The following is a 26280-nucleotide window of genomic DNA, read 5'->3' on the forward strand; positions in this document are numbered from 1 at the left end:
TAGCCAGCGCGGGGATGGTGCCCGAATTCGTTTCGTTCCCCGCGGTTGCAGAGCGTTCCCTGGCCGCAGGCAATGTTTCAGTTATCAGTCGGACCCTGTTTTGTCCTAGTGTCTACTCCTATGAGTGATGTTCTTGAAATGGCTTCTGTCAGCGTCGTCCGTGGAACCAAGACGCTCCTGAACAAGGTGGACTGGCAGGTCAAAGAGGGCGAGCGCTGGGTAATCCTGGGACCCAACGGTGCGGGCAAGACCACTCTGCTCCAGATTGCCGCCGCACGGCTCCACCCCACCAGTGGCATGGCCGGCATCCTGGAGGAAATCCTCGGAGCCGTTGACGTGTTTGAACTCCGTCCCCGGATCGGCTTGTCCTCCGCCGCGCTGGCGAACCAGATTCCCGAGCACGAGAAAGTTCTCAATGTAGTGGTCACGGCCGCCTATGGCGTGACCGGCCGCTGGCGCGAGGGCTACGAAAAAGACGACGAACGCCGCGCCTTTGCGCTCCTGAACGAATGGGGAATGGGCCCCTTGATGAACCGGCCTTTTGCTTCCCTCTCCGAAGGTGAGCGGAAGCGCGTCCAGATCGCCCGTGCACTGATGACGGACCCGGAACTGCTCCTGCTCGATGAGCCGGCGGCCGGTCTGGACCTGGGCGGCCGCGAGGACCTGGTCCACCGCCTCAGCGAACTTGCCCGTGACGAGGCAGCGCCGGCCATTGTGCTGGTCACCCACCACCTCGAGGAAGTTCCGCCCGGGTTCACCCACGCCATGCTGATGCGCGACGCCGGGGTTGTGGCCGCCGGGCCCATCGCCGAGGTCCTCACCGCGGCCCACCTCAGTGAAACGTTCGGCCTGCCCCTTGACGTCACAGTAAACGCCGGACGCTATACCGCAACTGCCCGCCGCTGACCGGAGCACCTGAGCTGACGTGGAGTTACTCAACGGCGTTTTAATATTCTTTGCAGGTCTTTGGGCGGGAACCATCAACAGCGTGGTGGGCTCCGGCACACTGGTCACCTTCCCGGTCCTGATCGCCCTTGGCTTCGCGCCGGTCACGGCCTCCATCAGTAATGCCATGGGTCTCGTGGCCGGCAGCGCCGCCGGCGCCTGGGGCTACCGTCGTGAGGTGCAAGGCCGCGGCCGTCAGCTGCTGAAGCTGCTTCCGGCATCCCTGCTGGGTGGAATGACCGGTGCGTGGCTGCTTCTTCATCTGCCCGAGAAAGTGTTCAGCTACGCTGCGCCGGCCCTCATCGTCCTGGCACTGCTGATGGTGGTGTTCCAGCCAAGGCTGCAGAACTGGGTGCGCAACCGGGAAGAAAACCCCGAACACGCCATCCGGGACAAACGCCACGGGGTCATCCTGGTGGTGCTGGTCTACCTGGCCGGCGTCTATGGCGGCTATTTCGTGGCAGCCCAGGGCATTCTGCTGGTGGGCATCCTTGGAGTTTTTATGACCGGTACCATCCAAAACGCGAACGCCATGAAGAATTTCCTGGTGCTGGGCGTAAACGTCGTGGCGGCGTGTTCCTATCTCCTGTTTGCCTCCGGACGCATCAACTGGACGGTGGTGGGGTTGATTGCGGTCAGTTCCCTGATCGGCGGTGTGGTCGGCTCAAAGGTGGGACGCAGGCTGTCGCCTGCTGTCCTGCGCGGAGTGATTTTTGCCCTGGGGCTGGTTGCCCTGGGCTTTATGATCGCCAATCTGCTGAAATAATCGACCGGTGACATTCCATTACCTCGAATCCGCGGCGGACCCGCGGGTCGCCGACTATACGCAGCTGACCGATGTGCACCTGCGCAAGCGTCGCGAGCCCGCCGAGGGCATGTACATTGCCGAGTCGTCCAAGGTGCTGCGGCGGGCGCTTGAAGCCGGCCACCGCCCGCGGTCTTTCTTCCTTGCCGAGAAATGGCTGGACGACCTCGGCGACGTTTTCGGCCTGTACCCGGAGGTTCCGGTGTACATTGGTCGCGCCGCGCTGCTTGAGGAGATCACGGGCTTCCACCTGCACCGGGGCGCCATGGCTGCGATGCAGCGTCCGGCACCGCTCGGGCTGGCCGAGCTATTGTCCGGCGCCCGCCGGATTGCAGTCCTCGAGGACATTGTGGATCACACCAATGTGGGTGCGATTTTCCGCTCCGCTGCGGCCCTGGAAGTGGATGCCGTACTGGTTTCGCCCCGTTGCGGGGATCCGCTGTACCGCCGCAGCGTCCGGGTGAGCATGGGAACCGTGTTCCAGGTTCCGTGGGCACGGCTTGAAAACTGGCCGGGGGACCTGGTGCTGCTTCAGGAACATGGGTTCACGGTCGCCGCGTTGGAGCTCACTGCGGATGCCGTGGATCTTGACGGGCTGGCGGCACGCAACCCGGAAAAGCTCGCCTTGGTGCTGGGCACCGAAGGCGCGGGCATCAGCGCGGACACGCTTTCCGCCGTCGATCTTACGGTGAAAATCCCCATGAAAGCCGGGGTGGACTCCCTTAACGTCGCCGCGGCGTCCGCTGTGGCATTCTGGGAGCTCAGGCCGCGCGGTTGAAGCTGCACGGCGTCCTGCCTGGCGGTTCGTCAGCCCTGCCGTTATCCGCTAGTATTGGTAGCTGGCCATCCTGTGTCCTCTGAAGTCCTGACCTCTGAGGTCTTGTCTTCGGATCACCCGGCCATCCCATTCATACCTGGCAGCTGGCAAAATCCAGTTGTGCGAACAAAGGTCCCATTATGAAGTCTGATACACACCCGAAGTACGAAGCTGTTGTTTTCAACGACCTGGCTTCCGGCGTTAAGTTCCTGACCAAGTCCACCGTGTCTTCCAAGAAGACCATCGAGTGGGAAGACGGAAACACCTACCCGGTTATCGATGTCGAAATCTCTTCCGAGTCCCACCCGTTCTACACGGGCAAGCAGCGCATCATGGACTCTGCAGGCCGCGTCGAGCGCTTCAACGCTCGCTTCAAGGGCTTCGGCGGAACGAAGTAACAGCTTCGCCCAAGGTTCTTTGAAAAGCCCGCACCGCTGGAACCTCCGGCATGTGCGGGCTTTTTGCGTTCGTGGGGCAGGATGGAAGGCATGACCTCCAGCGCCGCACTTATCCTCACAGATGACGACGGCGGCCACCGCCACGGTGAGTACAAGGTTCCCGGCGGCAAACTGGTTGTGGTTGACCTGGACATCCATCAGGGTGCATTCACCAACGTATCCCTGAGCGGGGATTTCTTCCTGGAGCCGGACCATGCGCTGCTGGACATTAATCGGGGGCTCACCGCTCTCCCGGAGACCTCGACGGCGGCGCAGATCGCCGCCGCTGTAGCAGCCGCACTGCCCACGGACGCGGTCCTCTTCGGCTTCTCGGCCGAAGCCGTGGCCGTGGCAGTCCGCCGGGCGTTGTCGCGGGCCACTTCGTGGTCAGACCACCACTGGAATGTTATTGCCCCCGTCGTCCTGTCCACCCACGTCAATGTTGCCTTGGACGAGGTCCTCACGGAGGAAGTCGGTGCCGGGCGCCGCAACCCAACCCTGCGGTTCTGGGACTGGGAGGAGCCATCCGTGGTGATCGGCCGCTTCCAGTCTGTCCGCAACGAGATAAACCCGGACGGTGTCGCGCGGCACGGCATCACGGTTGTCCGCCGGATCAGCGGCGGCGGGGCGATGTTCATGGAAGCAGGCAACTGCATCACGTACTCGCTTTACCTCCCGCAGAGTCTTGTGGACGGTGTCGGCATCGCCGACTCATACGCCTTCCTGGACGCCTGGGTCATGGCAGCACTGGAGAAACTGGGCATCAAGGCCTTTTATGTCCCGCTCAACGACATTGCCACGGAGCTCGGCAAGATCGGCGGGGCCGCCCAGAAGCGGCTGGCCAACGGCGGCATGCTCCACCACGTCACCATGAGCTATGACATCGACGCCGACAAGATGGTGGACGTGCTGCGGATCGGCAAGGAAAAGATTTCCGACAAGGGTATCCGCAGCGCCAAAAAGCGGGTGGATCCCCTGGGCCGCCAGACCGGTCTGGCGCGAACGGAGATCATTGAGGCCATGATGGACGTCTTCAGCGGGCTCTATGGCGCTACGCCTTCAGAACTCACCGAAGCGGAACTGGCCGCCGCCCGCGAGCGGGTGGCGGCCAAGTTCGGCACTGACGAGTGGCTGAACAGGGTTCCCTAGGAAACGGCGGCTGCTGCCGCAGTTACGGTCTGGGCGGTCAGCGCCCTGAGCAGGTGGCTCCGCTGTTCGATGACGATCCTGCGGAGTGCACGCGGCGCATCGCTATGCTGCGCAAGCCAGGAATCCGTACGGACAATAACAGCGTTGTCTGCCGGCAATTCACCGGCTGACAGGTCCTGGCCTGCTGGGAAGAGATCGCGGACGATCCGGCTGGCGATTTCAATGCTGCGCCCGGACCACACGGATTCGAGGCATTCGAAGTACGGCTCCACGTAAGGATCCAGCAGTTCGGCTGATGCAGTGGTGAAACCTGCAATCGTGGCGCTGAGCAGCTGGTTGGAGAGTTCCCTCCCGTGGACTGCCGACTCCCAGGCCGTCAACTTCACGGCGGCGTCCGGCCTGGCTGCGAGCGCAGTGGCGTGCCCGGCGCGGCCGGATGCTGTGTTGTCCGCCGCAAGCGCTGCCGCCAGCTCCGTGGGGCTCGCCAGTCCGTTGGCGGCCAGCGCGTGCCAAAGGTTCCAGCGGAGTTCCGCATCGACCGCCAGCCCTTCCAACACGTAGCTTCCGTCCAGCAGTCCGCGGAGCAGCGGCAGTTGGCTGCTGTCCTGGCGGCTAATGGTCGCAAGAGCCCTTGTCCAGGCCAGCTGGTGGTCGGAGCCGGGTTCTGCCCGCCGCAGTTCGTCGGCAACCGCCTCCGCAAACACCTTCCGGACGGCACTTCGCCGGCCGGCCGGCACATAGTGCTCGATGGCCGTTGACGCATTACCCAGGACGTTAAGTAGGACGCCGATGCCTGATTCAGACCGGCCGAACTGCTGGACTGCCTCCACATACCAGGACGCGGGCGTGACACCGTCCCGGGCGGAGTCCCACAGGGCAGTCCAGCACAGTGCGCGTGCCATGGGGTCGCTGATCTTGTCCAGCGAGTGGCGGACTGTGGACTCGGATAGGGGATCGAGCCTGATCTTGGCATAGCTGAGGTCTTCATCGTTGACCAGCAAAATGGCGGGCCGCTGCTGGCCGCCGAGCCCGGCCACTGTGGATGTCGGACCGGCGACATCCGTTTCCACGCTCCCGGTCCGGACCAGTGCGCCGTCGCCATCAAAGTTGTATGCCCCTACGCGTAGCCGGTGCGGGCGGTGTTCCTGCCGTCCGGTGACGGGGTCCACAGCATTTTGGACGATGGTCACGGCGCCCAGGGCGCCGTCGTCGTCCGTCTCTATTTCAGCGTTGAGCGTGGAGATGCCGGACGTCTGGAGCCACTGCTTCGCCCAGACGCTGAGACCCCTTCCGGAGGCCGCGTCCAGTGCTGCCAGCAGGTCTGCAAGCGTGGTGTTGCCGTATTCGTGGTCCTTGAAATACTGCCGCGATCCGGCGATGAACGCGTCAAAACCCACGTAGGCCACCAGCTGCTTCAGCACCGAAGCACCCTTGGCATAGGTGATGCCGTCGAAGTTCTGCTTGGCCGCTTCCAGGTCAGGGATATCGGCCACGATGGGATGGGTGGTGGGCAGCTGATCCTGCAGATACGCCCAGGCTTTGCGCTTATTGGCGAAGTCCACCCACGCTGTATCCCAGTCCGTGGCGCGGTCAACGCCGAGGGTCCCCATGTAATCGGCGAACGATTCCTTGAGCCACAGATCGTCCCACCACTGCATGGTCACCAGATCGCCGAACCACATGTGGGCCATCTCGTGCATCAAGGTGTTTGCGCGTGCCTGGAACTGGGAATCAGTGGCCCGGGAGGTGAACACGTAGCTCTCTGTAAAGGTGACCAGGCCGGGATTCTCCATGGCGCCGAGATTGTATTCGGGAACAAACGCCTGATCGTATTTGCCCCACGGATACGGGTAAGCGAACAGGCCGTTGAAGAACTCCAGTCCCCGCTTAGTGAGCGCAAAGAGCTTGTCCACATCAAAGGATTCCGCCATTGATAGGCGGCAGAAGAGTGCCAGCGGAACCTCTAGGGCAGTGCCGTCGTCAAGCGTTGTGCCCCAGCGATCCTCGGCTTTGAAGTACGGACCGGCCAGGACGGTGGTGATGTAGGTGGACATCGGCTTGGTGGGCGCAAAGTCCCAGCGGCTCGTTGCGGGATCGCTGGTAAGCCGGGTACGGGAAGCCTCAACACCGTTGGACGCGACCTGCCATTCTGACGGTGCCACCACGTGGAAGGTGAACTCTGCTTTGAGGTCCGGCTGTTCAAAGTTGGCGAACACGCGCCGGGCGTCAGCGGGCTCGTACTGGGTGTACAGGTAGCATTTGCCGTCCGCCGGGTCCACAAAGCGGTGCATGCCCTCACCGGAGCTGCTGTACAGGGCGGTCCCGGTCACGGTCACTTGGTTTTCTGCCTGCAGGTTGTCGAGCCGGATCCGGGCCCCGTCAACCACATCCGCGACGGGGAGTTCCTTGCCGTTGAGGAACACGCTGTGCACATCGCCGTGGATGAAATCCAGGAAGGTGGACGACCCCGGCTCCGAGGCCGAAAAGTTGATGACGCTGCGGCTGGGGTACCCGGACACATCCGGGGCTGCCGCCAGACGGACGTCCAGGGAGACATCGTAGCTGTGGGTGGTGATCAGGGCTGAACGTCTTGCCGCTTCATCGCGGTGCAGATTCTCTTGTGGCACCCAGCTATCTAATCATGAGCATTGCCGCCCCGAGGCCCAGCACAGCGATCAGCAGCCAGGATGCCAGAGCGGCGAGCAGCGCCCGGGAACCGGTGTGCAGGAGGGTGCGGATCCGCACCGCGGAGCCCAGCCCGAACAGTGCGGCGCCGAGCAGGATGTCCTGCAGCCCTGCCCCCGCCTCGAGCCAACCCGCAGACAGCCAACCGGTGGACCGCAGCCCGACCATGGCCACGAAGCCAATGACAAACAGTGGAACAACCGGCGGGAGCTGGCCCACATTGCTGTCCACACCGCTTCCACCTGCCCGGATGTCCCTGCGGGCGGCGCGTGCTCTGGAGACCCGTTGCTGGATTCCCGCTGCCGCCACGATGGGAGCCAGCAGGATCACCCTGGTCAATTTGACGACGACGGCGATGCCCAGCGCCGCTGTGCCGGCGGTCTGCGCTGTGGCCACCACCTGCCCCACGTCATGGACCGAGGCACCGGTCCATGCACCGAAAAGTTCAGGACTGAGCAGCAGCGGGTGCATCAGCAGGGGCAGGACTCCAATGGCCAGCGTACCGCACAGCGTGACCAGAGCCACGGGGAGGACGGTGTCTGCGTGCCGGATCCGCCGCACGGCAGCCATGGCGCCGATCGCGGAGGCCCCGCAGATGGAAAAGCCGGTGGCGATCAGCAAGGAGGCCTCCCGTGGCAGCCGGAACAGGCGGGAGATGCCGTAGGTGCCGGTGAAGCTGGCCAGCACCACTCCCGTGATCAGCAGCAGGGCAAGCCAGCCCAGCCCCAGGACGTCCACGATGCTGACCTTGAGCCCCAGCAGCACAATTCCGCCACGCATGAGGTGCTTGCCGGCAAAGTCCAGTCCCGGACGGGCGCGGCCCGCTGTCCAGCCGGCGGACCACGGCAGGTTGGCCGCCAGGAGACCCAGCACAACCGCAAGCGTCATGGCGGGAAGAGCAGGCACCGCGGCATGGACCGTGAACGCGATGGCGAGCGCAAACACTGCTGTCATCAGGCCCGGCAGCAACCGGCCGGGCTGCCCGCGGAGCGGCAGGGAGAGGCCGCCGGGGTTTCTTGGGTCTGGCACTCACCTACCTTGCCGGAAAAGGGCCGGAAAACACGAACCGGCGGGGCAGGCCCAACACGCCACAATGGACGGCGGTAATGATTTTGAAACAAAAAGATGGTTGGCTAATGTCCATGTCTGACCTATTCCAGGATTACTCCGAGGCTGCCGGCCGAACCGGCGCATACGACGAGATGTTTGCCCCAGGCCAGAAGGCCCGTAAATCTTACGGGCAGGTGGCAGGGGCGCTCCGTGAGCTGTCCCTGGCCGACGTCAGTGCGCGCGCAGATTCCATGGCGCGGACTTTCCTGGACCGCGGCGTCACTTTTGACTTTGCCGGCGAGGAGAGGCCCTTCCCGCTGGACATCGTGCCCCGCGTGATCCCGGCCAACGAATGGGATGTCCTGGAACGGGGCGTGGCGCAGCGTGTCCGCGCGCTTGAAGCGTTTCTCAATGATGTTTACGACAAAATGACGGTTGTGTCCGACGGCGTGATTCCGCGCCAGCTTGTCACCACCAGCGCCCATTTCCACCGGGCAGTGCACGGATTCGAACCCGCCGGCGGCGTCCGCGTACACGTTTCCGGTATCGATGTGGTCCGTGATGCGGAGGGGACGTTCCGGGTACTGGAGGACAACGTCCGTGTTCCTTCGGGCGTCAGCTACGTGCTGGAGAACCGCAGGGCCATGGCTAAAGGTCTTCCTGAGGCCTTCGGCCAGCAGCTCATCCGGCCGGTTGAGGAGTACCCCCGGCGGCTGCTGTCAGCGCTCCGCAAGACCGCACCGTCCGGCGTCGACGATCCCACCGTTGTGGTCCTGACCCCCGGCGTGTTCAACAGCGCCTACTTCGAGCACACGCTCCTGGCCGGCCTGATGGGTGTGGAGCTCGTTGAGGGCCGCGACCTCATCTGCCGAGGCAACCGTGTCTATATGAGGACCACGGCCGGCGAACAGCGCGTGGACGTCATCTACAAACGCATCGACGACGAGTTTCTGGACCCCCTGCAGTTCCGTTCCGATTCCATGCTGGGCTGCCCCGGTCTGGTTAACGCGGCCCGCGCCGGCGGAGTAACCATCGCCAATGCGGTGGGCAACGGAGTGGCGGATGACAAACTGGTTTATAGCTACGTACCGGAGCTGATCCGGTATTACCTCGGGGAAGAACCGGTCATCGCCAATGTGGATACCTTCCGGCTCGAGGAAAAGGCAGCCAGGGAGCACGTGCTGGACAGGCTTGCCGAGCTGGTGGTGAAGCCTGTGGACGGCTCCGGCGGCAAGGGCCTGGTGATCGGTCCGGACGCGTCCAAGGAGGAGCTTGAGGCCCTGCGGAAACGGGTCATTGCCGACCCCCGCGGCTGGATCGCCCAACCTGTCCTGCAGTTGTCCACGGTTCCCACGCTCAGCGGGGACAAATTTGGCCCGCGCCACGTGGATCTGCGGCCCTTTGCGGTGAACGACGGCGACGACGTCTGGGTCCTTCCCGGCGGGCTGACCCGGGTTGCCCTCAAAGAGGGTTCACTCATCGTCAACTCAAGCCAGGGTGGCGGGTCCAAGGACACCTGGGTGCTTGCCGATTCCCCGCAGGTACCGGTGGAGTCCCTGCCGCGTCCGGCCATCACTTTGCGCGAGCGCGTCTCGGTGTGGCCCGTGGAAAGCAATTGGCGCGACCGCCAGACGGAGCAGCAGCAGTGATCCGGGATCCGCATGCAATATTTTCATTCACCGACAGCCCGGATTTTTCGGATGCGCAGGAGGTAACCGCGAATGCTTAGCCGTATTGCCGAGTCCCTTTTCTGGATCGGCCGCTACGTGGAACGGGCCGATGGCACCGCCCGCATCCTGGACGTCCACTTGGAGCGGTTGAACCACCTGCCCATGGAAGAGCAGCGCAGCGTTGCCCAGGGACTGCTGGCAGTCATGGGGGCGCGGCCGCAAAGCGAGGAGTTCGGGCTCAATGAACTCCTGCACGCGCTGGCCTACGACAAACACAGTGCCACATCCATCGCCGGCTCGCTGGGCGCCGCCCGCGAAAACGCCCGGCGTGCCCGCGAGACTGTGTCCTCAGGCCTCTGGGAGAGCCTCAACACCACCTACTACGGCTTGAACCAGCACCGCAAGGACGTGGTGGGAACTTACCGCTTCTGCAACTGGGTGCTGGAGCGGACGGCCATGGTGAGCGGACTGGCCGACACCACTGTCAGCCACGACGAAAGCTGGCTGTTCCTGGTCCTCGGGCGGTCCTTGGAGCGGGCAGACATGACGGCGCGTATGCTTTCCACCCGGGACGTCCTGTCCGCCGGCATGTCGTGGGTGAACATGCTTCGCTGTGCCGGAGCCTATGAATCGTTCCTGCGGACCCGACGGGCCGCTTTCGGCGACCAGCACGCGGCCGAGTTCCTGCTGCTTGACAGGCTTTTTCCGCGGTCGATTGTTTATGCGCTGCGCGACGCCGATGAGTGCCTGGCCAAACTGGATCCCTCCGCACAACGGGTGGGATTCATCAACGATGCCCGGCGCATCGTTGGCCAGGCCCGCACCTTCCTTGAATTCCACCGCACGGACGATCTGATGTCCGAACTTCCGGAACACATGGAACGTGTGCAGAAAGCGGTCTCTCAGGCCTCGGACGCCATTTCCCGTAAGTACTTCAATCAGGCGGACGAACTTGCCTGGGTGGGAGAAGTTTCATGACCCGGCTCAGCATCACCCACAAGACCGGTTACCAGTACAACAAGCGCGTCACGCTCTCTTACAACGAGGCCCGCATGACACCGCTGACGGATCCCCAGCAGGTGGTGCTGGAATCCTCCATGAAAGTTTCGCCCAGCCAGGCTGCGGTCAGCAGCTACCGCGATTACTGGGGAACCCGGGTTACCGCCTTCGACATGCAGATGCCCCATGAGCACCTTGAGGTACTGGCCACCACCACCGTGGAGGTCCACCGGGTGGAACGTTTCCCGGCAAAGTCCGACATCGTCGGGTGGGACGTCATCGGCGCGCCGGAGACCCTCAATCAGTTCAGCGACTGGATTCCGCAATCCCAGCTGAGTGCACCCGGTCCCGAGGTGCTGGGGATCATCCCCGGCGTGGTGGCAGGCAAAAACCCGCATGAGGCCGCACTGGCAGTCTTTGAATGGATGCGCGGCGAAATGACCTACATGACAGGATCCACGGCCGTCACCACCAACGCCGAGGAAGCCTGGGGCCAGCGCCAGGGGGTGTGCCAGGACCTCGCGCATCTGGCCATCGGCTCGTTGCGCAGCTGCGGAATTCCGTCGCGCTACGTTTCCGGATATCTGCACCCGCGGTCGACGGCGGACATCGGCGAGACTGTGGCCGGACAGTCCCACGCCTGGCTGGAGTGGTGGGACGGGGAATGGCACAGCTGGGATCCCACCAACCACAAGCCTGCCGGGGACTATCATGTGACCGTGGCGCGGGGCCGGGACTACCGCGATGTGCCTCCGCTGAAAGGCATTCTGTCCGGCGGCGGAGGTTCTGAGCTCAGCGTCAGCGTGGAAATCACCAGACTGGCCTGACCGGCTGGCTTGGCCGGTGCCGGGGGCCGGCTTATTCAGGCGCTGCCCGTGGCGCTCCGCTCAGCTGGGTCCACCAGGTCATCGGAGAAGTGACAGTGAACCGCCTGCCGGTGACGGAACCTGGTGTTATCCGCACAAAATGGTTTTTGGTACCTGCCTGCCACGGGAAGAGGTACAACGCCGCGCTGTCCAGAACTTCCTCCGTGCCGGTGATGGCGGCGGCGTTGCCTTTGATCACCACGCTCCACGCCATGCCTGTGGCGGTGTCCACGCCGTCTGCTTCAAGCGCCACACCGCTTCCGCCGAGGGAAGCGTCGAGCTTGCTGCCCTCGCCGGTCCGGAAGACGACAGTGCCATGGTCCACGGTGTAGTTCAACGGGAAAATGTCCGGGCTTCCGTCCACCAGCGTTGCCAGCCTGCCCACGGATACGGTCCGGAGCAGGCTCCAGCATTCATGGTTATCAAGGTTTTCCACTCCGGTTGATTCTTCTCGGCTCATGCCGCTGAGCTTACGCCCGTAGATCCGCCCGGGCCAGAACCGCCCCGGTTACCAGGGGCTGGGCTTGTAGTCCTTGAGGAAGACCCCGTGCTGGTCCTCACCGTTCTCGCCCATAACGATGGGGTCATAGACGCGGGCGGCCCCGTCCACAAGATCCAACGGTGCATGGAAGCCCTCTTCCATCAGACGGACCTTGGTGTAGTGCGGACGTTCGTCGGTGATCCAGCCGGTATCCACAGCCGTCATGAGGATGCCGTCGGTTTCAAGCATTTCCTGGGCGCTGGTGCGCGTCATCATGTTCAGCGCGGCCTTGGCCATATTCGTGTGCGGGTGTCCCGGGCCCTTGTAGGCACGCGAGAACTGGCCTTCCATGGCCGTGACGTTCACGATGTACTTGCGGTGGGCGGTGGAGCGCTTCATGGCTCCGCGCAGCCTGCTGACCAGCAGGAACGGCGCTGTTACATTACAGAGCTGGACTTCGAGCATTTCCAGCGGGTCCACCTCGTCCACCACCTGGGTCCAGCTGTTGATGTCGGCCAGGTCAGGGACCAGACCGCCTGCGTCGATTGCTGTTCCCGACGCAATCCGCTCCAGGGATGCCGAACCGGTGGAGAGCGCCAGCGAAGTGATCGCGTCGCCGGCCAGCACGGGGTGCTCGGTGACGCTGCTTGCCAGAGCCAGCGGGTGCTTGTCATGGGCATGGCCGAAAGTCACCAGTTCCGGACCGCCGTTGACCACATCAAGCTCGGGCGGAAGCTCTTCGTCCTCGGCATCCACCAGCGGCTTATAGGCATTGCCGGAGCGGCGCACTGTCTGGGCGGCGTTGTTGATGATGATGTCCAGCGGGCCGGCGGCGTCCAGGGAATCCGTAAGGGCGATGACTTGAGAGGGGTCCCGGAGGTCTATGCCCACGATCCGCAGCCGGTGAAGCCAGTCAGGGCTGTCTTCCATGGCGGCGAATCTGCGCGCGGCATCCTTGGGGAAACGTGTGGTGATGGTGGTGTGTGCGCCGTCTCGGAGCAGGCGAAGGGCAATGTACATGCCGATTTTGGCCCGGCCTCCGGTCAGCAGGGCGCGCCGGCCGGTCAGATCGGTGCGGGCATCGCGTTTACTGTGGCTGAAGGTCGCGCATTCCGGACACAGTTGGTGGTAGAAGGCGTCCACCTGGGTGTAGTGCTGCTTGCAGATGTAGCAGGGGCGGGAACGGATCAGATGGCCCGCCACTTTTCCGGTGGCTGAGGCCGCCAGCTTGTTCCCGCGGGTCTCGTCGTCGATCCGGTCCGGGGCGGCTGTGGCCGTCTGTGCCATCACGGCACGGTCTGATTCGGCGATGAGATCGCGCTTTGTCACGCGGCGATGCCGTTTGACGGCCTTGAACATTTTCCCCGTGGCCCGGCGCACAGCCACGTAGTCAGGGTGTTCCTCGTCATAGACGTGGATGGTGTTCAAAACCCTAAGGCAGGCCTGGATCTCGTCAGGCGTCAGATCGGAGGAGCTCATTGTACCGATTTTACAGCCTGGCCGGGCCCTGGCCTGCCCCGCCTGCTCAGGAGTTGCTCGGTATGGATTCCCGGTCCGTTGCGGTTTGGGTTGCGCCTGCGGCTGCACCGGCCTTGCCTGCCTGTTCCAGGGAGTCACGGACCGCCGGATAATTTTCAGTGGCCGCCTTCACCGCGTTCGGCACCAGGTGGAGGTTGGCCGCCGAGAGTGCGCGCTCGGCGTCGCCTGGCGCCGGTACGTCCTGACCCTTGGACAATACGGTGATGCCGGACTCCGTAACCTTGAATCCGCGGGCACGGTCCAGTTCATGATCAAGGCCGATTGCAGCCCCGGCCGGGACCTTGACGTTCTTGTCGATGATGGCGCGCTTGACCACGGCACCTTCGCCGATCTGGACCTTGTCCATCAGCACAGAGTCAAGGATGCGGCTGGCTGTTCCCACGTAGACATCGTTGGACAGCACTGACCCTTCCACCACGCCGCCGGAGATGACCACTCCGCTGGCAACGATGGAATCCAGGGCAGTACCCACCGTGTTGTTCTGGCCGCGGACGAACTTTGCCGGCGGTGAAATGCTTTGCCTTGTGTAGATGGGCCACTCGGAGTTGTACAGGTTGAATACCGGTACAGGGGAGATGAGGTCCATGTGCGAGTCATAGAACGAGTCGATGGTGCCCACATCACGCCAGTAGTTACGGTCGCGTTCGGTGGAGCCGGGGATGTCGTTGAGGGTGAAGTCATAGACTCCCGCCTCGCCCTGGCTGACGAAGTAGGGAATGATGTCTCCGCCCATATCGTGCTTGGTGTCCAGGCGTTCGGCGTCCAGGTGAAGGGCTTCCACCAAGGCGTCTGCATCAAAAACGTAGTTTCCCATGGAGGCAAGGAACTGGGTGGGGTCGGCGGCAAGCCCAGGCGTCGTGGAGGGCTTTTCAACGAACGCAGCGATTTTCTGGGGATCGTTCTGATCCACTTCTATGACGCCGAACTGATTGGCCATGTCCAGCGGCTGGCGCACCGCGGCAACTGTCGCCTTTGCTCCGCTGGCCACATGCTGATCCACCATCTGGGCGAAGTCCATCCGGTACACGTGGTCGGCGCCGACCACCACTACGATGTCCGGGTTGGCGTCCCGGATCAGGTTCAAGGACTGGTAGATGGCGTTTGCGCTGCCCAGGAACCAGCTTTTGCCTACGCGCTGCTGTGCGGGAACGGAGGCTATGTAGTTGCCGAGCTGCGTTGACATCCGCCAGGTCTCGGAAATATGCCTGTCAAGGCTATGCGATTTGTACTGGGTGAGGACCACGATCTGCAGATAGCGTGAATTCACCAGATTGGACAGCGCAAAGTCGATCAGCCGGTAACTGCCTGCAAAAGGCACCCCAGGTTTTGCCCGGTCAGCCGTCAATGGCATCAGCCGGTTTCCTTCGCCGCCGGCCAGGACAATTGCCAGCACTTTCTTCGTCGGCATAATGGTCGCTCCCTGTACGTCTTCGTAACACCCCAACCGTCCGGTACGCCCGGACTCCTTCACACTAGAACAGATACGCTGGAAGGACTACCTTGGTTATCGTGCGAATAGACATTGTGACTAAAGAATTCCCGCCCGAGATTTATGGAGGCGCCGGCGTCCACGTGGCCGAGCTGAGCCGGGTCCTTGCCAAGCATGTTGACCTGCAGGTACGAGCCTTTGGTGCCCCCAGGGATGCTGACTATCACGGTGCGGCCGTGACGTCGTATTCCGTGCCGGAGGACCTGGGTTCAGCCAATGCCGCAGTCCAGACGCTCGGAGTCGATGTGCGGATCGTTCCGGACGTCGAGGGCGCTGACCTGGTCCATTCGCACACGTGGTATGCCAACATGGCCGGCCATCTGGCGTCGCTGCTGCATGGCATTCCGCATGTACTGAGCGCCCATAGCCTGGAGCCGCTCAGGCCGTGGAAGGCGGAACAGCTGGGCGGCGGCTATGCGCTGTCGTCCTGGGTGGAGAAAACAGCCTACGAGGCGGCAGCTGCGATCATCGCCGTCTCTGAGGGCATGCGCCAGGACATTCTGCGCAGCTACCCTGATGTGGACCCGGCCAAGGTTCGTGTGGTGCACAACGGTATTGACGTGGGACTCTGGAACCGCGATGAGGGCGAAGACGCCGTCCGCGCCCTGGGAATTGATCCTGCCTTGCCCAGTGTGGTGTTCGTGGGGCGGAATACGCGGCAAAAGGGAGTCCCGTACCTGTTGCGCGCGGCGGCCCTGCTGCCCGCAGACGTGCAACTCGTGCTGTGCCTGGGCGCGGCGGACACACCGGAACTTGCGACCGAGACCGCGCGCCTGATCGAAGAACTGCAGCGGAAGCGCAGCGGCGTGGTGTTGATTGAACGGATGCTTCCGCGCCATGAGCTGATCCAGGTCCTCAGCCACGCAACGGCTTTCGCCTGCCCATCCATTTACGAGCCGCTGGGCATCGTGAATCTGGAAGCCATGGCCTGCGGTGCGGCGGTGGTGGCCAGCGCCACGGGCGGTATCCCGGAGGTTGTCCGGCACGGCGAGACCGGTCTGCTGGTGGCACTGGAGCAGGTTACCGACGGAACCGGCACGCCGCTGGATCCGGACAGGTTCGTCAGCGAATTTGCGGCTGCGCTAACTGAGGTTGTCTCTGACACCCAACGCGCCCGCGCCATGGGCCAGGCCGGACGCCGCCGGGCAGAGGAACACTTTTCCTGGGACTCCATCACGGAAACCACCCTCGAGGTGTACCGCTCGGTTCTTGCATAGCAGGTCATTTGGGCGGCAAAGACAGTAACGGCCACTCATTACGACGACGGCGCCGCTCCCCGCCGAGGGGAGCGGCGCCGTCGTGATCAACCAGATGGAAGAAACGGCTGCCGGCGTATCAGTGCCGGGGGAGCCCGGCTTCAATTTTCTTGCGGGCCAGGATTGCCTTCTCGTCCACGGGCGCGTCCCCGCTGGCGCGCTGCATGCGGAAGAATTCGCGTGCTTCGTCCTGTCGGATTTTTTCGGCTCCGCTGGCGATGGCTGCGCGGAGGTGGTCCGGGCCGTAACCGAAGGCGTCCACCAGATCCACCGCGTGCGGCCGGATCTTCACCAGCAGCCGGTTGATGTAGTCGCCAACGGTGCGGCCACGCTGCATGGAGAGCCGGCCATTCATGAGGTACCAGGAAAGGTTCTTTTCGACCAGCGACAGACCGAAAAGGTCGCGAAGCCAGGTCATGACCGTTTTAGTCCCGGGATCGGATATTTTCCTGAGAGCGTCGGTGAAGGCCTCCCACTGCAACAGTTCGGCGTGCGCCTGTGCTGCGTCGATCAGCTCATTCTGGTGCTGGTTGAAGATCGCCGCACCCTGGTGCTGGGGAAGTTTGTTGGCGCCCTTCAGGGCTGCTCCGACCTCGGCAACCATGGACTGGACCCGGTCAGTCAGCAGGGTGCGCTGGCCTTCTTCGTCCCGGAGCGCGAGCGCGGCCTTCTGGACCGAGCCGGTATCTGCCACGAACTGTGCCACCTGTCGCAACCCGGTGCGGTGGATGGCCACGTCGGTGGCCTGGCCTACGACATAGCGGGCCAGCACACCGAAATCCACGTTCCGGAATTCCTTGGCATAGTCAGCCAGGAGACGTTTGGCCACCAGCTGCAGCAGGATGGTGTTGTCACCTTCGAAGGTGACGTAGACATCCAGATCCGCTCGCAGGGAAGCGAACCGATTCTCAATCAGGAAGCCGGCACCGCCGCAGGCTTCGCGGCATTCCTGCAGGGTGTCCAGGGCATGCCAGGTGCTGAGCGGCTTCAGAGCGGCGGCCAGCGTCTCCAGGTCCTGCCTGTCCTCATCGGTGTCGTGCGTGCCGGAAAAGACGTCATCAAACTTCTGCAGGAGCTGTTCGTGGGCGAAGCTGGCCGCGTAGGTGGTTGCCAGCCGGGTGAAGAGACGGCGCTGATGGCGCTGGTAGTCAAGCAGGACTTCCTCATCCGTGGACGAGGAAGCGTTGAACTGGCGGCGTTCTGTTGCGTACTGGATGGCCGTTTTGAGGGCCATCTTGGACGCCGCGACCGCAGCGCCGTCCAGGGACACGCGGCCCTGCACCAGGGTGCCGAGCATGGTGAAGAATCGGCGGCCCGGGCTGGCAATGGGAGAGCTGTAGGTACCGTCGGGAGCCACGTTGCCGTAGCGGTTCAGCAGGTTAGCGCGGGGGATCCGGACGTTGTTGAAATGCAGCCGGCCGTTGTCGATTCCGTTCAGGCCGCCCTTGACACCGTCGTCTTCTCCGCCGATGCCGGGCAGGAATTCCTTGGTCAGCGGATCGCGCAGGTCCATGTAGAACGCGTGGACGCCGTGGCTGACGCCGTTGGTCACGAGCTGGGCGAACACCACAGCGCCGAGTCCGTCAATGGCAGCATTACCGATGTAATCTTTCCAGGCGGCACGGAACGGGGTATGGACCACAAATTCCTGTTTTGCGGGGTCATAAGTGGCGGTGGTGGCGATGCTGGCAACGTCGGAGCCGTGTCCGGTCTCGGTCATGGCGAAGCAGCCGGGAATGGCCAGGCTCATGATGCCCGGCAGCCATTTGCTATGGTGCGCTTCGGTTCCGAGATGCATAACGGCGGAGCCGAAGAGCCCCCACTGCACGCCGGCCTTGATCTGGAGGGACGGGTCGGCAGTGACCAGCTCCTCAAACCCTGCAACGTTGCCGCCGTGGTCGTCCGAGCCGCCAAGGGCCGTGGGGAAGGCGCGGTGTACGGCCTCGTTGTCCACGAGGTACTGCAGCTGTCCGAAGGTCCGCTTGCGGTGCTCGGTGTGCGTCAGCCCTTCAGTCTTATGCAGTTCCGGTCGCGCGGCCAATGCGCGGGCCTGCCTGCGGATGTGGGCCCATTTGCCCAGCAGCTGCTCGCCCAGCGCGGCCACATCAACGGCAGGCTGTTCATCAGCAGCACTGACAGCCGCAGCCGGGCTGTTGGCGGCCCGCCCCTCGGTGGGCACTGCAGCATTGCCTGTGGGACGGTCCACTACTTCAGTCATGTCTTTCATCCTTCTGTGGTTCTGGCAAAGTCGTTTGCTCTGGGAGTTCGTTAGTTCCGGGAGTTCGTTAGTTCCAGGAGTTCGCTTGTTCTGTCGAAAGCTGGTTCTGTCACTGTCAGTTCAGGGTTGCTCGGCCTGTCCGTGTGGATCATGGACGGCCGCTGGTATCCAGTTCCGGGGCAATGCCCACGCAAAGCCAATCCGTGATCTGGCGCGCCATGGTCTCGTGATCCGGTTTGGTGGGGGATTCCGGGCTGCCCAGCCATTGCTCACCGGCATTGCGGACCAGTCCAATCGCCGCTGTGGGCCAATATCCGATGATCGTTTCCTTGCCTGTGCCCTGCCCCAGGTGGGCGCGCATGGGACGGGCGATCATATCCGCGATCGAGTCAAAGAAATGGCCAAGGGCCCCGGCCGTGGCCATGGAACCCTGTCCGATGTCCGGATCTCCGGGGGGGTACCTCGTGACGAATGTATAGACGTTGGGGCTGGTTTCCGCCATTTGCAGGTAGGCGGACACCATGGCAAGCAGTCCCTCCCGGGGCGTCTGTGCACCCTGCGCCGCTTCACGGATGCGCCGCTGCATCTGGCTCAGGACAACGTCCCCCACTGCCTGCTGAAGCCCGGCTTTGTCGCCAAAGTAGCGGTAAAAAACTGACTTGGAGGTTCCCGCCGCCGCTGCGATGTCTTCCATGGATGCGTCGCTACCAAGGGCGTGGACGGCCCGGCGCGCTGATTTGATGAGGTCGTGGCGCCGTTCCTCGCGGTGCGACTGCCAGCGGGCTGCGCGGCCGTCAACGGCTGCAGGGCCGTCGAAAGGGCCGGAGGGCGCCGAAGATTCTGCATGGAGAATGTTCACGATACCCAGCGTATCAGGTACGCTGGGTATCGGTAACCAGATTTGATCAAAGGAGACACCACATGTCCGTCAACGGACTCGGGGAATCAGCAGCCACGTCAGCACCCAAGCCAGCCCAGCAGCTGCGGAAGGCAGTTGTTGTGGGTGGCAACAGAATCCCGTTCGCCCGCACCGGAGGCGCCTACACCAAGTCTTCAAACCAGGACATGCTGACGGCAGCGCTCGATGGCCTGATTGCCCGCTTTGGACTACAGGATGAGCGCATCGGCGAAGTGGCGGCAGGTGCCGTGCTTAAACACTCCCGGGACTTCAACCTCACGCGTGAAGCTGTCCTGGGTTCCGCACTCTCAGCGGAAACGCCTGCTTACGACCTCCAGCAGGCGTGCGCCACCGGCCTGGAGACGGTTCTGGGCCTGGCCAACAAGATCAAACTGGGCCAGATTGATTCCGGCATAGCCGGCGGTGTTGATTCGGCGTCGGACGCCCCCATCGCCGTCAGCGAAGGCCTTCGCGAGGTGCTGCTGGATCTGAACCGGGCCAAGTCGCTTCCACAGCGGCTGCAGATCCTCAGCCGGCTACGGCCCAAGGACCTTGCACCGGACGCCCCAAACACCGGTGAGCCGCGCACGGGCCTTTCGATGGGTGAGCACCAAGCACTGACCACGGCCCAGTGGAAGGTGACCCGTGAAGCTCAGGACGAACTGGCCTTCAACAGCCACCACAACCTGGCGGCCGCCTACGATTCCGGTTTCTTCGATGATCTGCTGACGCCATACCGCGGTCTGAGCAGGGACTCCAACCTCAGGGCCGACACCTCACTGGAAAAACTGGCCACTCTCAAGCCGGTCTTCGGGAAGAATCTTGGCGCCGAAGCAACCATGACGGCAGGAAACTCCACCCCGCTCACCGACGGCGCTTCCACGGTGCTGCTGTCCTCCGAAGAGTGGGCGGACGCGCACGATCTTCCAAAGCTGGCCACCGTCCTGGACGGAGAGGCAGCAGCCGTGGACTTCGTCCACGGCAAGGATGGTCTGCTGATGGCTCCGGCCTTCGCTGTGCCGAGGCTGCTGGCCCGCAACGGCCTGACGTTCGAGGGCATCGACTTCTTCGAGATCCACGAAGCCTTTGCAGGAACTGTGCTGAGCACTCTTGCGGCATGGGAGGACGAGGAGTTCGGGCGCACCAGGCTGGGTCTGGACGGCGCCCTCGGCAGTATCGACCGGGCCAAGCTGAACGTCAACGGCTCCTCGCTTGCTGCCGGCCACCCGTTCGCGGCCACTGGCGGCCGCATCGTGGCATCGCTGGCCAAGATGCTCCATGCCAAGGGCCAGGTGGACGGACGCCCGGCGCGCGGGCTGATTTCCATCTGCGCTGCCGGCGGCCAGGGCGTCGTCGCGATACTCGAAGCACACTAGGGGGGCCGGATGACAGACAAATATACGCAGATGGTGAGCCACGGACTCGGCAGGGATATTGCCAGGAAGCTCGGCCTGCCCCAGCCGGTGGTCCTGCGCCGCCACCAACCCGGGCAGCCGATCATCACCGGCCCGGTCCTGGTTCAGGGCTCCACTGCAGGCGCCGACGCGTTGGCCGCCGCACTTCTATTGTGGGATCTCGATGTACGGCGCCACGCCGTGCCGAAGGAGAAGCTGGGTGCCATAGTGCTGGTCCTGGACGAGCTGTCCCGCCCCGAGGACCTTGAACGCCCGGTCCTCTCGGCTGCAGCATCCCTCCGCGATCTCTCGCCCAACGCCCGGGTTGTCACTCTCTCGCGGCAGGCTGCAACAGCCGGGTCACCAGCGGCCGCGGCCGCACGCCAGGGCGTGGATGGCCTGCTGCGCTCGCTGGCCAAGGAACTCCGTTCCGGTGCCACCGGAAACGGCATCGTCCTGGCTGAGGACGTGAGCGTCACCAGCGCCAGCACACTGGGCGCGCTGCGGTTCTTCCTTTCCGGCCGTTCGGCCTTTGTGGATGGGCAGTTCCTCGCGGTCACCTCCGCTGAAGGTCACCTGCCGGAAGATGTCGACAAGCCCCTCGCCGGGAAGGTTGCCGTCGTCACAGGGGCCGCGCGGGGTATCGGTGCAGCAATTGCCCGGACTCTATACCGTGACGGCGCCACCCTGATCGTCGTCGACATTCCGGCGGCCGGTGACCACCTCGCGGACGTGGCCAACGAGGTCCGGGGGACAGCACTTCAGCTCGACATCAGCCGTGAAGACGCGGGTCAGCGCATCATTGACCACGCCGTTGAACGTTACGGCCGCCTGGACATCGTCATCCACAACGCCGGCATTACACGGGACAAGCTGCTGGCCAACATGGACCAGGGACGGTGGAGTTCCGTGATAGGAGTCAACATTGCCGCCCAGCTCCGGATCAATGAGGCATTGCTTGGCTCAGAGCACTTCCGCGATGCGCCACGCATTGTGTCTGTCGCCTCCACCAGCGGTATTGCAGGGAACCGCGGGCAGTCCAACTATGCGGCCTCCAAAGGCGGCGTCATGGGAATGGTCCGCGCTACGGCGCCGTTGCTTGCCGTCCACGGAGGATCCATTAATGCCGTGGCCCCGGGCTTTATTGAAACCGAGATGACCAGCCGGATTCCGTTGGCCACCCGTGAGATTGCACGCCGGCTCAATTCGCTGCAGCAGGGCGGAAAACCGGCAGACGTCGCGGAAGCCATCGCGTTTCTGGCCAGCGATGCCGCTGGCGGAATCTCCGGAGAGGTACTGCGGGTCTGCGGACAAAATCTGGTGGGCGCATGACCGGCGTCCAGCCGGTCATCCTGGCGGAGATGCCATCTTTGTCCAAGCTGTACGTAAATGCGGCGGCCACAGCGGCCCGGCGGAGGGTGCTGGGGTCCACTGCCGGCGTCACCTTGCCTATGGCAGGCCATGAGGTGAGGGGAGTTGTGGCCGGGGTGGCAAACCTGACCGCGTACCAGCACCTCATCGGGGAGACAGCCAGTGATGTGCTCCCCGCGGGGTTTATCCACGCACTGACGTTTCCTGTTGCCATGAGTGTGATGAACCGGGACGATTTCCCGCTGCCGCTGCTGGGCATGATCCACCTCAGCAACCGCGTGGAGCAGGGGTCTCCTGTACTTTTCACCGAAACCCTGGACATTTCAGCACGGGTGGAGAACCTTCGGGGACACCGTGCCGGGACCCAGCTGGATGTTATTGCCGAGGTCCGTGGCGCCGGCCATACCGTTGTGCGGTGGAAGGGGGTTTCGACCTACCTGGCGAAAGGCGTTTTCCTCCCGGGGATCGACAAACCCTCGGCCTCAGTTGAAGCAGCCCCCTTCACGGCCCCGGATCCGACAGCCCTTTGGCAACTCGGCGTGGACACGGGCCGAGCCTACGCAGCGGTTTCGGGCGACTTCAATCCGATCCACTTGAGCGTGCTGTCGGCCAAAGCACTGGGGATGCGGCGTTCGATCGCGCACGGTATGTACCTTGCCTCCCGGGCGCTCGCTGATGTGGGCGCTGTCAAGGGCAATTCCTTCAGCTGGGACGTTTTCTTTGACGCACCGGTTTTCCTGCCGGCGAGGGTTGCACTGGACATCGCTACGGTCCAGCCCGAGGGCGGCGCATGGCAGAATTCCGTGTACGTCGCCTGGAACCCGCGTACGCGCCGCAAACACTTCAGCGGATCCGTCACGGCCCTTTAGCTCCACAGGGTATGATGCGCGGGAAAGCGAAAGTGGGACAATAGGACGAGAGCGTATCCGTTTCCGGAGAGGACTGGAAGGGGCTGGACCGATGGACATCGTTGGGGTCGCCTTGCTGGTTGTCGTGGTGCTGCTACTCGCCATCCTGGCCAAAGCCTCCATCCGGGTTGTGAAGCAGTACGAACAAGGTGTGCTCTTCCGGCTGGGCCGCGTGGTCGGCGTGAGAATGCCCGGCTTCACGCTGATCATTCCGATCGTTGACCGCCTGCATATCGTGAGCCTGCGGATCGTGACAAGTCCTATTCAATCGCAGGGCATCATCACGCAGGACAACGTCAGCGTGGACGTTTCCGCCGTGGCCTACTACCGGGTGGTTGACGCCGTGAAGTCGGTTGTCGCCATTGAAAACGTCGGCAAGGCCATTGACCAGATCGCGCAGACCACGCTACGCAAAGTGGTCGGTCGGCACACCTTGGACCAGACGCTTTCCGAGACGGACCGGATCAATCTTGATATCCGGGAAATCCTGGATGTCCTGACCGTTGACTGGGGGCTGGCGGTGACACTCGTCGAACTCAAAGACATCCAGCTGCCGGTCACCATGAAGCGTGCCATGGCCCGTCAGGCCGAGGCTGAGAGGGAGAAGCGCGCCAAGATTATCGCGGCGGAAGGAGAAGCGATCTCAGCCACTGCGCTGGGCGCTGCGTCGGACACAATGATGGCCCACCCGTTGGCCCTGCAATTGCGGAACCTGCAGACACTGGTGGAACTCGGCGTGGACAAGAACACCACGGTAGTCTTCCCTGCACCACTGATGAGCACCATAGGCGAACTGGCGGCATTCCTTGCCAGGGAAAACGCGGCGGCACGAACTTCGGGTGACCGCCGAAAAAATGAAGAGGAACCTAACTCATGAACACTCCCCAAGGCAACGACAAGCAGGTCCGCGTGCATAGCGAGGCGCCGGCTGAGGGTGATGACTTCGACGAGCCGCCGGTCAGGGAGCATTCCCAAGAGGCTGCCGAAGGCCCCGAGATTGAAGACGACCGGGAGCAGCCGGACGCGGCCGTCGACGCGGAGTAGCTGGTCGACTTTCGTAACCGGCCATTCCAATCGCGGCATCGGCTGCAGGGGTGGCCGGCGTCAGCAGTTCCCTGTCACGGCAGTCTCGCTCCGCTGCCTGCCGGCACGCGGCTGCTAGCGGGTGGGCGCGTCCGGAGCCGCGTCCCTCCTCCTGACGTTGCGGGATACAGCCGAATCCCAGTCCGTAGGCAGGGTCAGCGAATGCCAGAGCCGCATTGGCCCCTTTGTGTCCGAACGCCTGGCTGCTGCCGAAGTTGCGGCTGGGATGGGGTTTCATAAACACCACAGCAAAGGAATTATCCAGGCCAGATGTCCGGTCCAGGCCCCACACCTGCTCTTGAGTCACGATCCGGATGGTTTCCCTCGTCAGGAAGGGGGCACCGCCGTCGACTCCTGTGGTGACGGCAGCGTAGGCGCGGGCCATGCCATCGGCTGAACCCACGCCACCGGCGCTGCTCATGCCGCCCGCGCGGATGGTGCGGTTGTTGGGGAGTTCCATCACGGTGCTGACGGCGGCATTACCGTTGAGCCCGTCCAGGCTGAGCGGGTCCAACCAGGGCTGCAGGGGGTCGCCGTCGTACAGCACATCATGGTATCTGTGCTCCTGGTCCTCGGGTAATCCCAGGAAGAAATCGACGGCGTACGGCGCCCGGATCCTCCGCTCGTATAGCGCTTGAAGCGACTCGCCAGCAGTGTGGCGGCACAGCTCCTCCATCAGTATTCCAATGGTGAGGGCGTGGTAGCCGAAAGTTTTTCCCGGGCGCCACAGAGGTTCAGCGGCCGCAAGTCGCGCCGCTGCACCGGCGGTAGTGAACTCTTCCAGGGCAAATCCGCCCGCCACACCCAGGAGCCCGGCCTGTTGGGAAAGCGCATGGCGGACAGTGCTCCGGTTCTTTCCGTGCACGCCGAATTCGGGCCAACAGGGCTGCGACTCCTTTGGAACACGAATAGGCGCCGGTGATTGAATCCCGTGCAACGTGCGCTCCGCCACTCACGTCCACCACCTTGTGTCCGCTTCTGTAGACGGTCAACTGCGCGCTGTAGCCAGGGTCCTCCAGAAGGAACGACTCAAGGAGATCCCCTGCCTGCTCGTAGCCGGGCGCAATGGAACCTTGTGAAATTGGCATGGACCAACCCCAGTAGCGGGGAGAGGCAGTGGCATGGCTATACGGCGCCATGTCCGTGGAGTGAATGTCCTGATGAACGATGTAGTAGTGCTGCTTGATCGGCACGACGTCGATGGTGTCGCCAACACCGGGGTCTGGAACAGGTCCCGCGCATTACCTCCCCCCAAGGGCAGGCATTTCGCTGAGCTTCTGACGGTTGCACTTGAAATGGCCGCCCGATCCCCAATATCGGTTGGACACCGCCGGGATCCGGATCGAAAGTCCAGGCATGATCCGGCCCCAACAGGCACCGGACAATCACCCTCTCCGGTGCTGTCTTCAGCGTGGCTGGCGTCCTGGCTGAGGACACAATCCTATGTGGCCGCTGTCAGAATCCGGGAAACAGGCTGCCAGGCGATAAACCATGATCCGCCCACCAGGGCCGCGAAGAGGACAATCCAGATTACTGAGGGGATGGACGTCGCCCGGTACAGCAGGTACGCGTCCGACGTCGGCAGCTGATCCCTGCGCCGGAGGTGTACCTGGAGCAGTTTGCCCAGGTCCCTGACGGCTGCGACCAGCAGGGCCAGGCCCAGGACGATCACGACGTGACCGGTGAAATGCGCCGGGACCAGCAGGACCAGAACGGCTGCCAGGAGAGACGCTGCCGCAACGATGAGTATCCCCACGGCGTTACGGACGAAAACCAGCGCGGCCAAGAGGATGACGGCTCCTAGCGACATCGCAGCAGGCCCCCAGCCGTTGAAACCGGCCAGAACCATGGCGGCCCCTGTGAGCGCGGGAACCGGATAGCCCCAAAAGCCCGACCACACTGCCGGAAACCGGCCACGGCTGAAGGACATGGTGGTGCCGGAATGGTCCAGCCGGAGTGTGATGCCGCCGAGCCGCTGGCCGCTCATCAGGGCAGCGAATGCGTGGCCCAGCTCGTGGGCGACCGTGGCCAGCAGTCCGAAATATTTCCAGGTGGACCGTGGAATCGAAAGTACCGTGGCGATCAGGATCACCACTATGAGCTCCCCGATGGATACAGCGGGGATTTCCGCATGGCCGAAGCCTGAAATGAATTTTTGCCATAAGTCGCCGGGCACCCCGGACAGTTCATCGTTGGCCATATGCAGCAACGTTAGCGTGG

The 26280-nt window shown here is 63.3% G+C and carries 22 protein-coding genes and 1 pseudogene; 13 read left to right on the plus strand and 10 right to left on the minus strand.

The annotated features are described in order from the left end of the window. The first annotated feature begins 120 nt into the window (after positions 1 to 120). From ACQCST_RS10720 to ACQCST_RS10740, 5 genes are all read left to right on the plus strand, one after another. Positions 121 to 906 carry an ABC transporter ATP-binding protein gene (locus tag ACQCST_RS10720; protein ID WP_426995774.1) on the plus strand — a complete coding sequence of 262 codons (786 nt, stop codon included), beginning with the start codon at positions 121 to 123 and terminating at the stop codon, positions 904 to 906. Positions 907 to 925: 19 nt separating this feature from the next. Then, positions 926 to 1711 (plus strand): sulfite exporter TauE/SafE family protein, encoded by a 786-nt coding sequence (locus ACQCST_RS10725; protein ID WP_426995775.1) that lies wholly within the window; start codon positions 926 to 928, stop codon positions 1709 to 1711. A 7-nt stretch (positions 1712 to 1718) separates the two neighbouring features. Continuing rightward, positions 1719 to 2528 carry a TrmH family RNA methyltransferase gene (locus tag ACQCST_RS10730; protein WP_426995776.1) on the plus strand — a complete coding sequence of 270 codons (810 nt, stop codon included), beginning with the start codon at positions 1719 to 1721 and terminating at the stop codon, positions 2526 to 2528. Between the two features lie 179 nt (positions 2529 to 2707). Beyond that, complete coding sequence (locus ACQCST_RS10735; RefSeq protein ID WP_426995777.1) at positions 2708 to 2965, plus strand: type B 50S ribosomal protein L31; 258 nt, start codon at positions 2708 to 2710, stop codon at positions 2963 to 2965. A gap of 90 nt (positions 2966 to 3055) precedes the next feature. Then, a complete protein-coding gene (locus ACQCST_RS10740) occupies positions 3056 to 4153 on the plus strand; it encodes a lipoate--protein ligase family protein (RefSeq protein ID WP_426995778.1) in 1098 nt (365 codons plus the stop codon). Here ACQCST_RS10740 and pepN read toward each other — a convergent pair. After that, positions 4150 to 6780, minus strand: a complete 2631-nt coding sequence (gene pepN, locus ACQCST_RS10745; protein WP_426995779.1) for an aminopeptidase N — start codon at positions 6778 to 6780, stop codon at positions 4150 to 4152. The genes ACQCST_RS10740 and pepN overlap by 4 nt on opposite strands. A 4-nt stretch (positions 6781 to 6784) precedes the next feature. Continuing rightward, the gene (locus tag ACQCST_RS10750; protein ID WP_426999151.1) at positions 6785 to 7792 is read right to left on the minus strand and encodes a YeiH family protein; all 1008 of its coding nucleotides are present in this window, start codon (positions 7790 to 7792) and stop codon (positions 6785 to 6787) included. Positions 7793 to 7980: 188 nt separating this feature from the next. Between ACQCST_RS10750 and ACQCST_RS10755 the strand changes: the two genes are divergently transcribed. The 3 genes from ACQCST_RS10755 (at position 7981) to ACQCST_RS10765 (ending at position 11384) form a co-directional block, all read left to right on the plus strand. After that, the gene (locus ACQCST_RS10755; RefSeq protein ID WP_426995780.1) at positions 7981 to 9537 is read left to right on the plus strand and encodes a circularly permuted type 2 ATP-grasp protein; all 1557 of its coding nucleotides are present in this window, start codon (positions 7981 to 7983) and stop codon (positions 9535 to 9537) included. A gap of 72 nt (positions 9538 to 9609) precedes the next feature. Beyond that, the gene (locus ACQCST_RS10760) at positions 9610 to 10536 is read left to right on the plus strand and encodes an alpha-E domain-containing protein (RefSeq protein ID WP_426995781.1); all 927 of its coding nucleotides are present in this window, start codon (positions 9610 to 9612) and stop codon (positions 10534 to 10536) included. Beyond that, positions 10533 to 11384 carry a transglutaminase family protein gene (locus ACQCST_RS10765; protein WP_426995782.1) on the plus strand — a complete coding sequence of 284 codons (852 nt, stop codon included), beginning with the start codon at positions 10533 to 10535 and terminating at the stop codon, positions 11382 to 11384. Before ACQCST_RS10760 ends, ACQCST_RS10765 begins: the two co-directional genes overlap by 4 nt. A gap of 31 nt (positions 11385 to 11415) precedes the next feature. Here ACQCST_RS10765 and ACQCST_RS10770 read toward each other — a convergent pair whose 3' ends face one another. The 3 genes from ACQCST_RS10770 to glgC are packed head-to-tail and all read right to left on the minus strand — an operon-like array spanning position 11416 to position 14851. Beyond that, a complete protein-coding gene (locus ACQCST_RS10770) occupies positions 11416 to 11883 on the minus strand; it encodes a pyridoxamine 5'-phosphate oxidase family protein (protein WP_426995783.1) in 468 nt (155 codons plus the stop codon). A 48-nt stretch (positions 11884 to 11931) separates the two neighbouring features. Then, the gene (locus tag ACQCST_RS10775; RefSeq protein ID WP_426995784.1) at positions 11932 to 13383 is read right to left on the minus strand and encodes an SDR family NAD(P)-dependent oxidoreductase; all 1452 of its coding nucleotides are present in this window, start codon (positions 13381 to 13383) and stop codon (positions 11932 to 11934) included. A gap of 46 nt (positions 13384 to 13429) precedes the next feature. Beyond that, positions 13430 to 14851, minus strand: coding sequence for a glucose-1-phosphate adenylyltransferase (gene glgC / locus ACQCST_RS10780; protein ID WP_426995785.1), 1422 nt, complete (start codon positions 14849 to 14851; stop codon positions 13430 to 13432). A gap of 101 nt (positions 14852 to 14952) precedes the next feature. Between glgC and glgA the strand changes: the two genes are divergently transcribed. Further along, complete coding sequence (gene glgA / locus ACQCST_RS10785; protein ID WP_426995786.1) at positions 14953 to 16149, plus strand: glycogen synthase; 1197 nt, start codon at positions 14953 to 14955, stop codon at positions 16147 to 16149. A gap of 118 nt (positions 16150 to 16267) precedes the next feature. Here the strand turns inward: glgA and ACQCST_RS10790 are convergent, their stop codons facing one another. Both ACQCST_RS10790 and ACQCST_RS10795 read right to left on the minus strand, forming a co-directional pair. Continuing rightward, positions 16268 to 18406, minus strand: a complete 2139-nt coding sequence (locus tag ACQCST_RS10790) for an acyl-CoA dehydrogenase (protein WP_426995787.1) — start codon at positions 18404 to 18406, stop codon at positions 16268 to 16270. 148 nt (positions 18407 to 18554) lie between these two features. Then, on the minus strand, positions 18555 to 19265 hold the full coding sequence (locus ACQCST_RS10795; RefSeq protein ID WP_426995788.1) for a TetR/AcrR family transcriptional regulator: 711 nt from the start codon (positions 19263 to 19265) through the stop codon (positions 18555 to 18557). A gap of 62 nt (positions 19266 to 19327) precedes the next feature. Between ACQCST_RS10795 and ACQCST_RS10800 the strand changes: the two genes are divergently transcribed. From ACQCST_RS10800 to ACQCST_RS10815, 4 genes are all read left to right on the plus strand, one after another. Beyond that, entirely contained in the window at positions 19328 to 20680 is a 1353-nt protein-coding gene (locus tag ACQCST_RS10800) for an acetyl-CoA C-acetyltransferase (RefSeq protein ID WP_426995789.1), read from the plus strand. A 9-nt stretch (positions 20681 to 20689) separates the two neighbouring features. Next, positions 20690 to 22030 (plus strand): 3-oxoacyl-ACP reductase, encoded by a 1341-nt coding sequence (locus tag ACQCST_RS10805; RefSeq protein ID WP_426995790.1) that lies wholly within the window; start codon positions 20690 to 20692, stop codon positions 22028 to 22030. Further along, positions 22027 to 22938 (plus strand): MaoC family dehydratase, encoded by a 912-nt coding sequence (locus tag ACQCST_RS10810; protein WP_426995791.1) that lies wholly within the window; start codon positions 22027 to 22029, stop codon positions 22936 to 22938. Before ACQCST_RS10805 ends, ACQCST_RS10810 begins: the two co-directional genes overlap by 4 nt. A gap of 91 nt (positions 22939 to 23029) precedes the next feature. After that, entirely contained in the window at positions 23030 to 23854 is an 825-nt protein-coding gene (locus ACQCST_RS10815) for a slipin family protein (RefSeq protein ID WP_426995792.1), read from the plus strand. A gap of 81 nt (positions 23855 to 23935) precedes the next feature. Here ACQCST_RS10815 and ACQCST_RS10820 read toward each other — a convergent pair whose 3' ends face one another. From ACQCST_RS10820 to ACQCST_RS10830, 3 genes and pseudogenes are all read right to left on the minus strand, one after another. Continuing rightward, positions 23936 to 24925 (minus strand): serine hydrolase domain-containing protein, encoded by a 990-nt coding sequence (locus ACQCST_RS10820; protein ID WP_426995793.1) that lies wholly within the window; start codon positions 24923 to 24925, stop codon positions 23936 to 23938. 226 nt (positions 24926 to 25151) lie between these two features. Further along, positions 25152 to 25361, minus strand: a pseudogene (locus tag ACQCST_RS10825) (glutathione S-transferase family protein); the annotation flags it as partial. 140 nt (positions 25362 to 25501) lie between these two features. Beyond that, positions 25502 to 26260 (minus strand): M50 family metallopeptidase, encoded by a 759-nt coding sequence (locus tag ACQCST_RS10830; RefSeq protein WP_426995794.1) that lies wholly within the window; start codon positions 26258 to 26260, stop codon positions 25502 to 25504. Between the last annotated feature and the right edge of the window lie 20 nt (positions 26261 to 26280).

Source organism: Pseudarthrobacter sp. N5 (assembly GCF_050157035.1).
Lineage (GTDB): Bacteria > Actinomycetota > Actinomycetes > Actinomycetales > Micrococcaceae > Arthrobacter.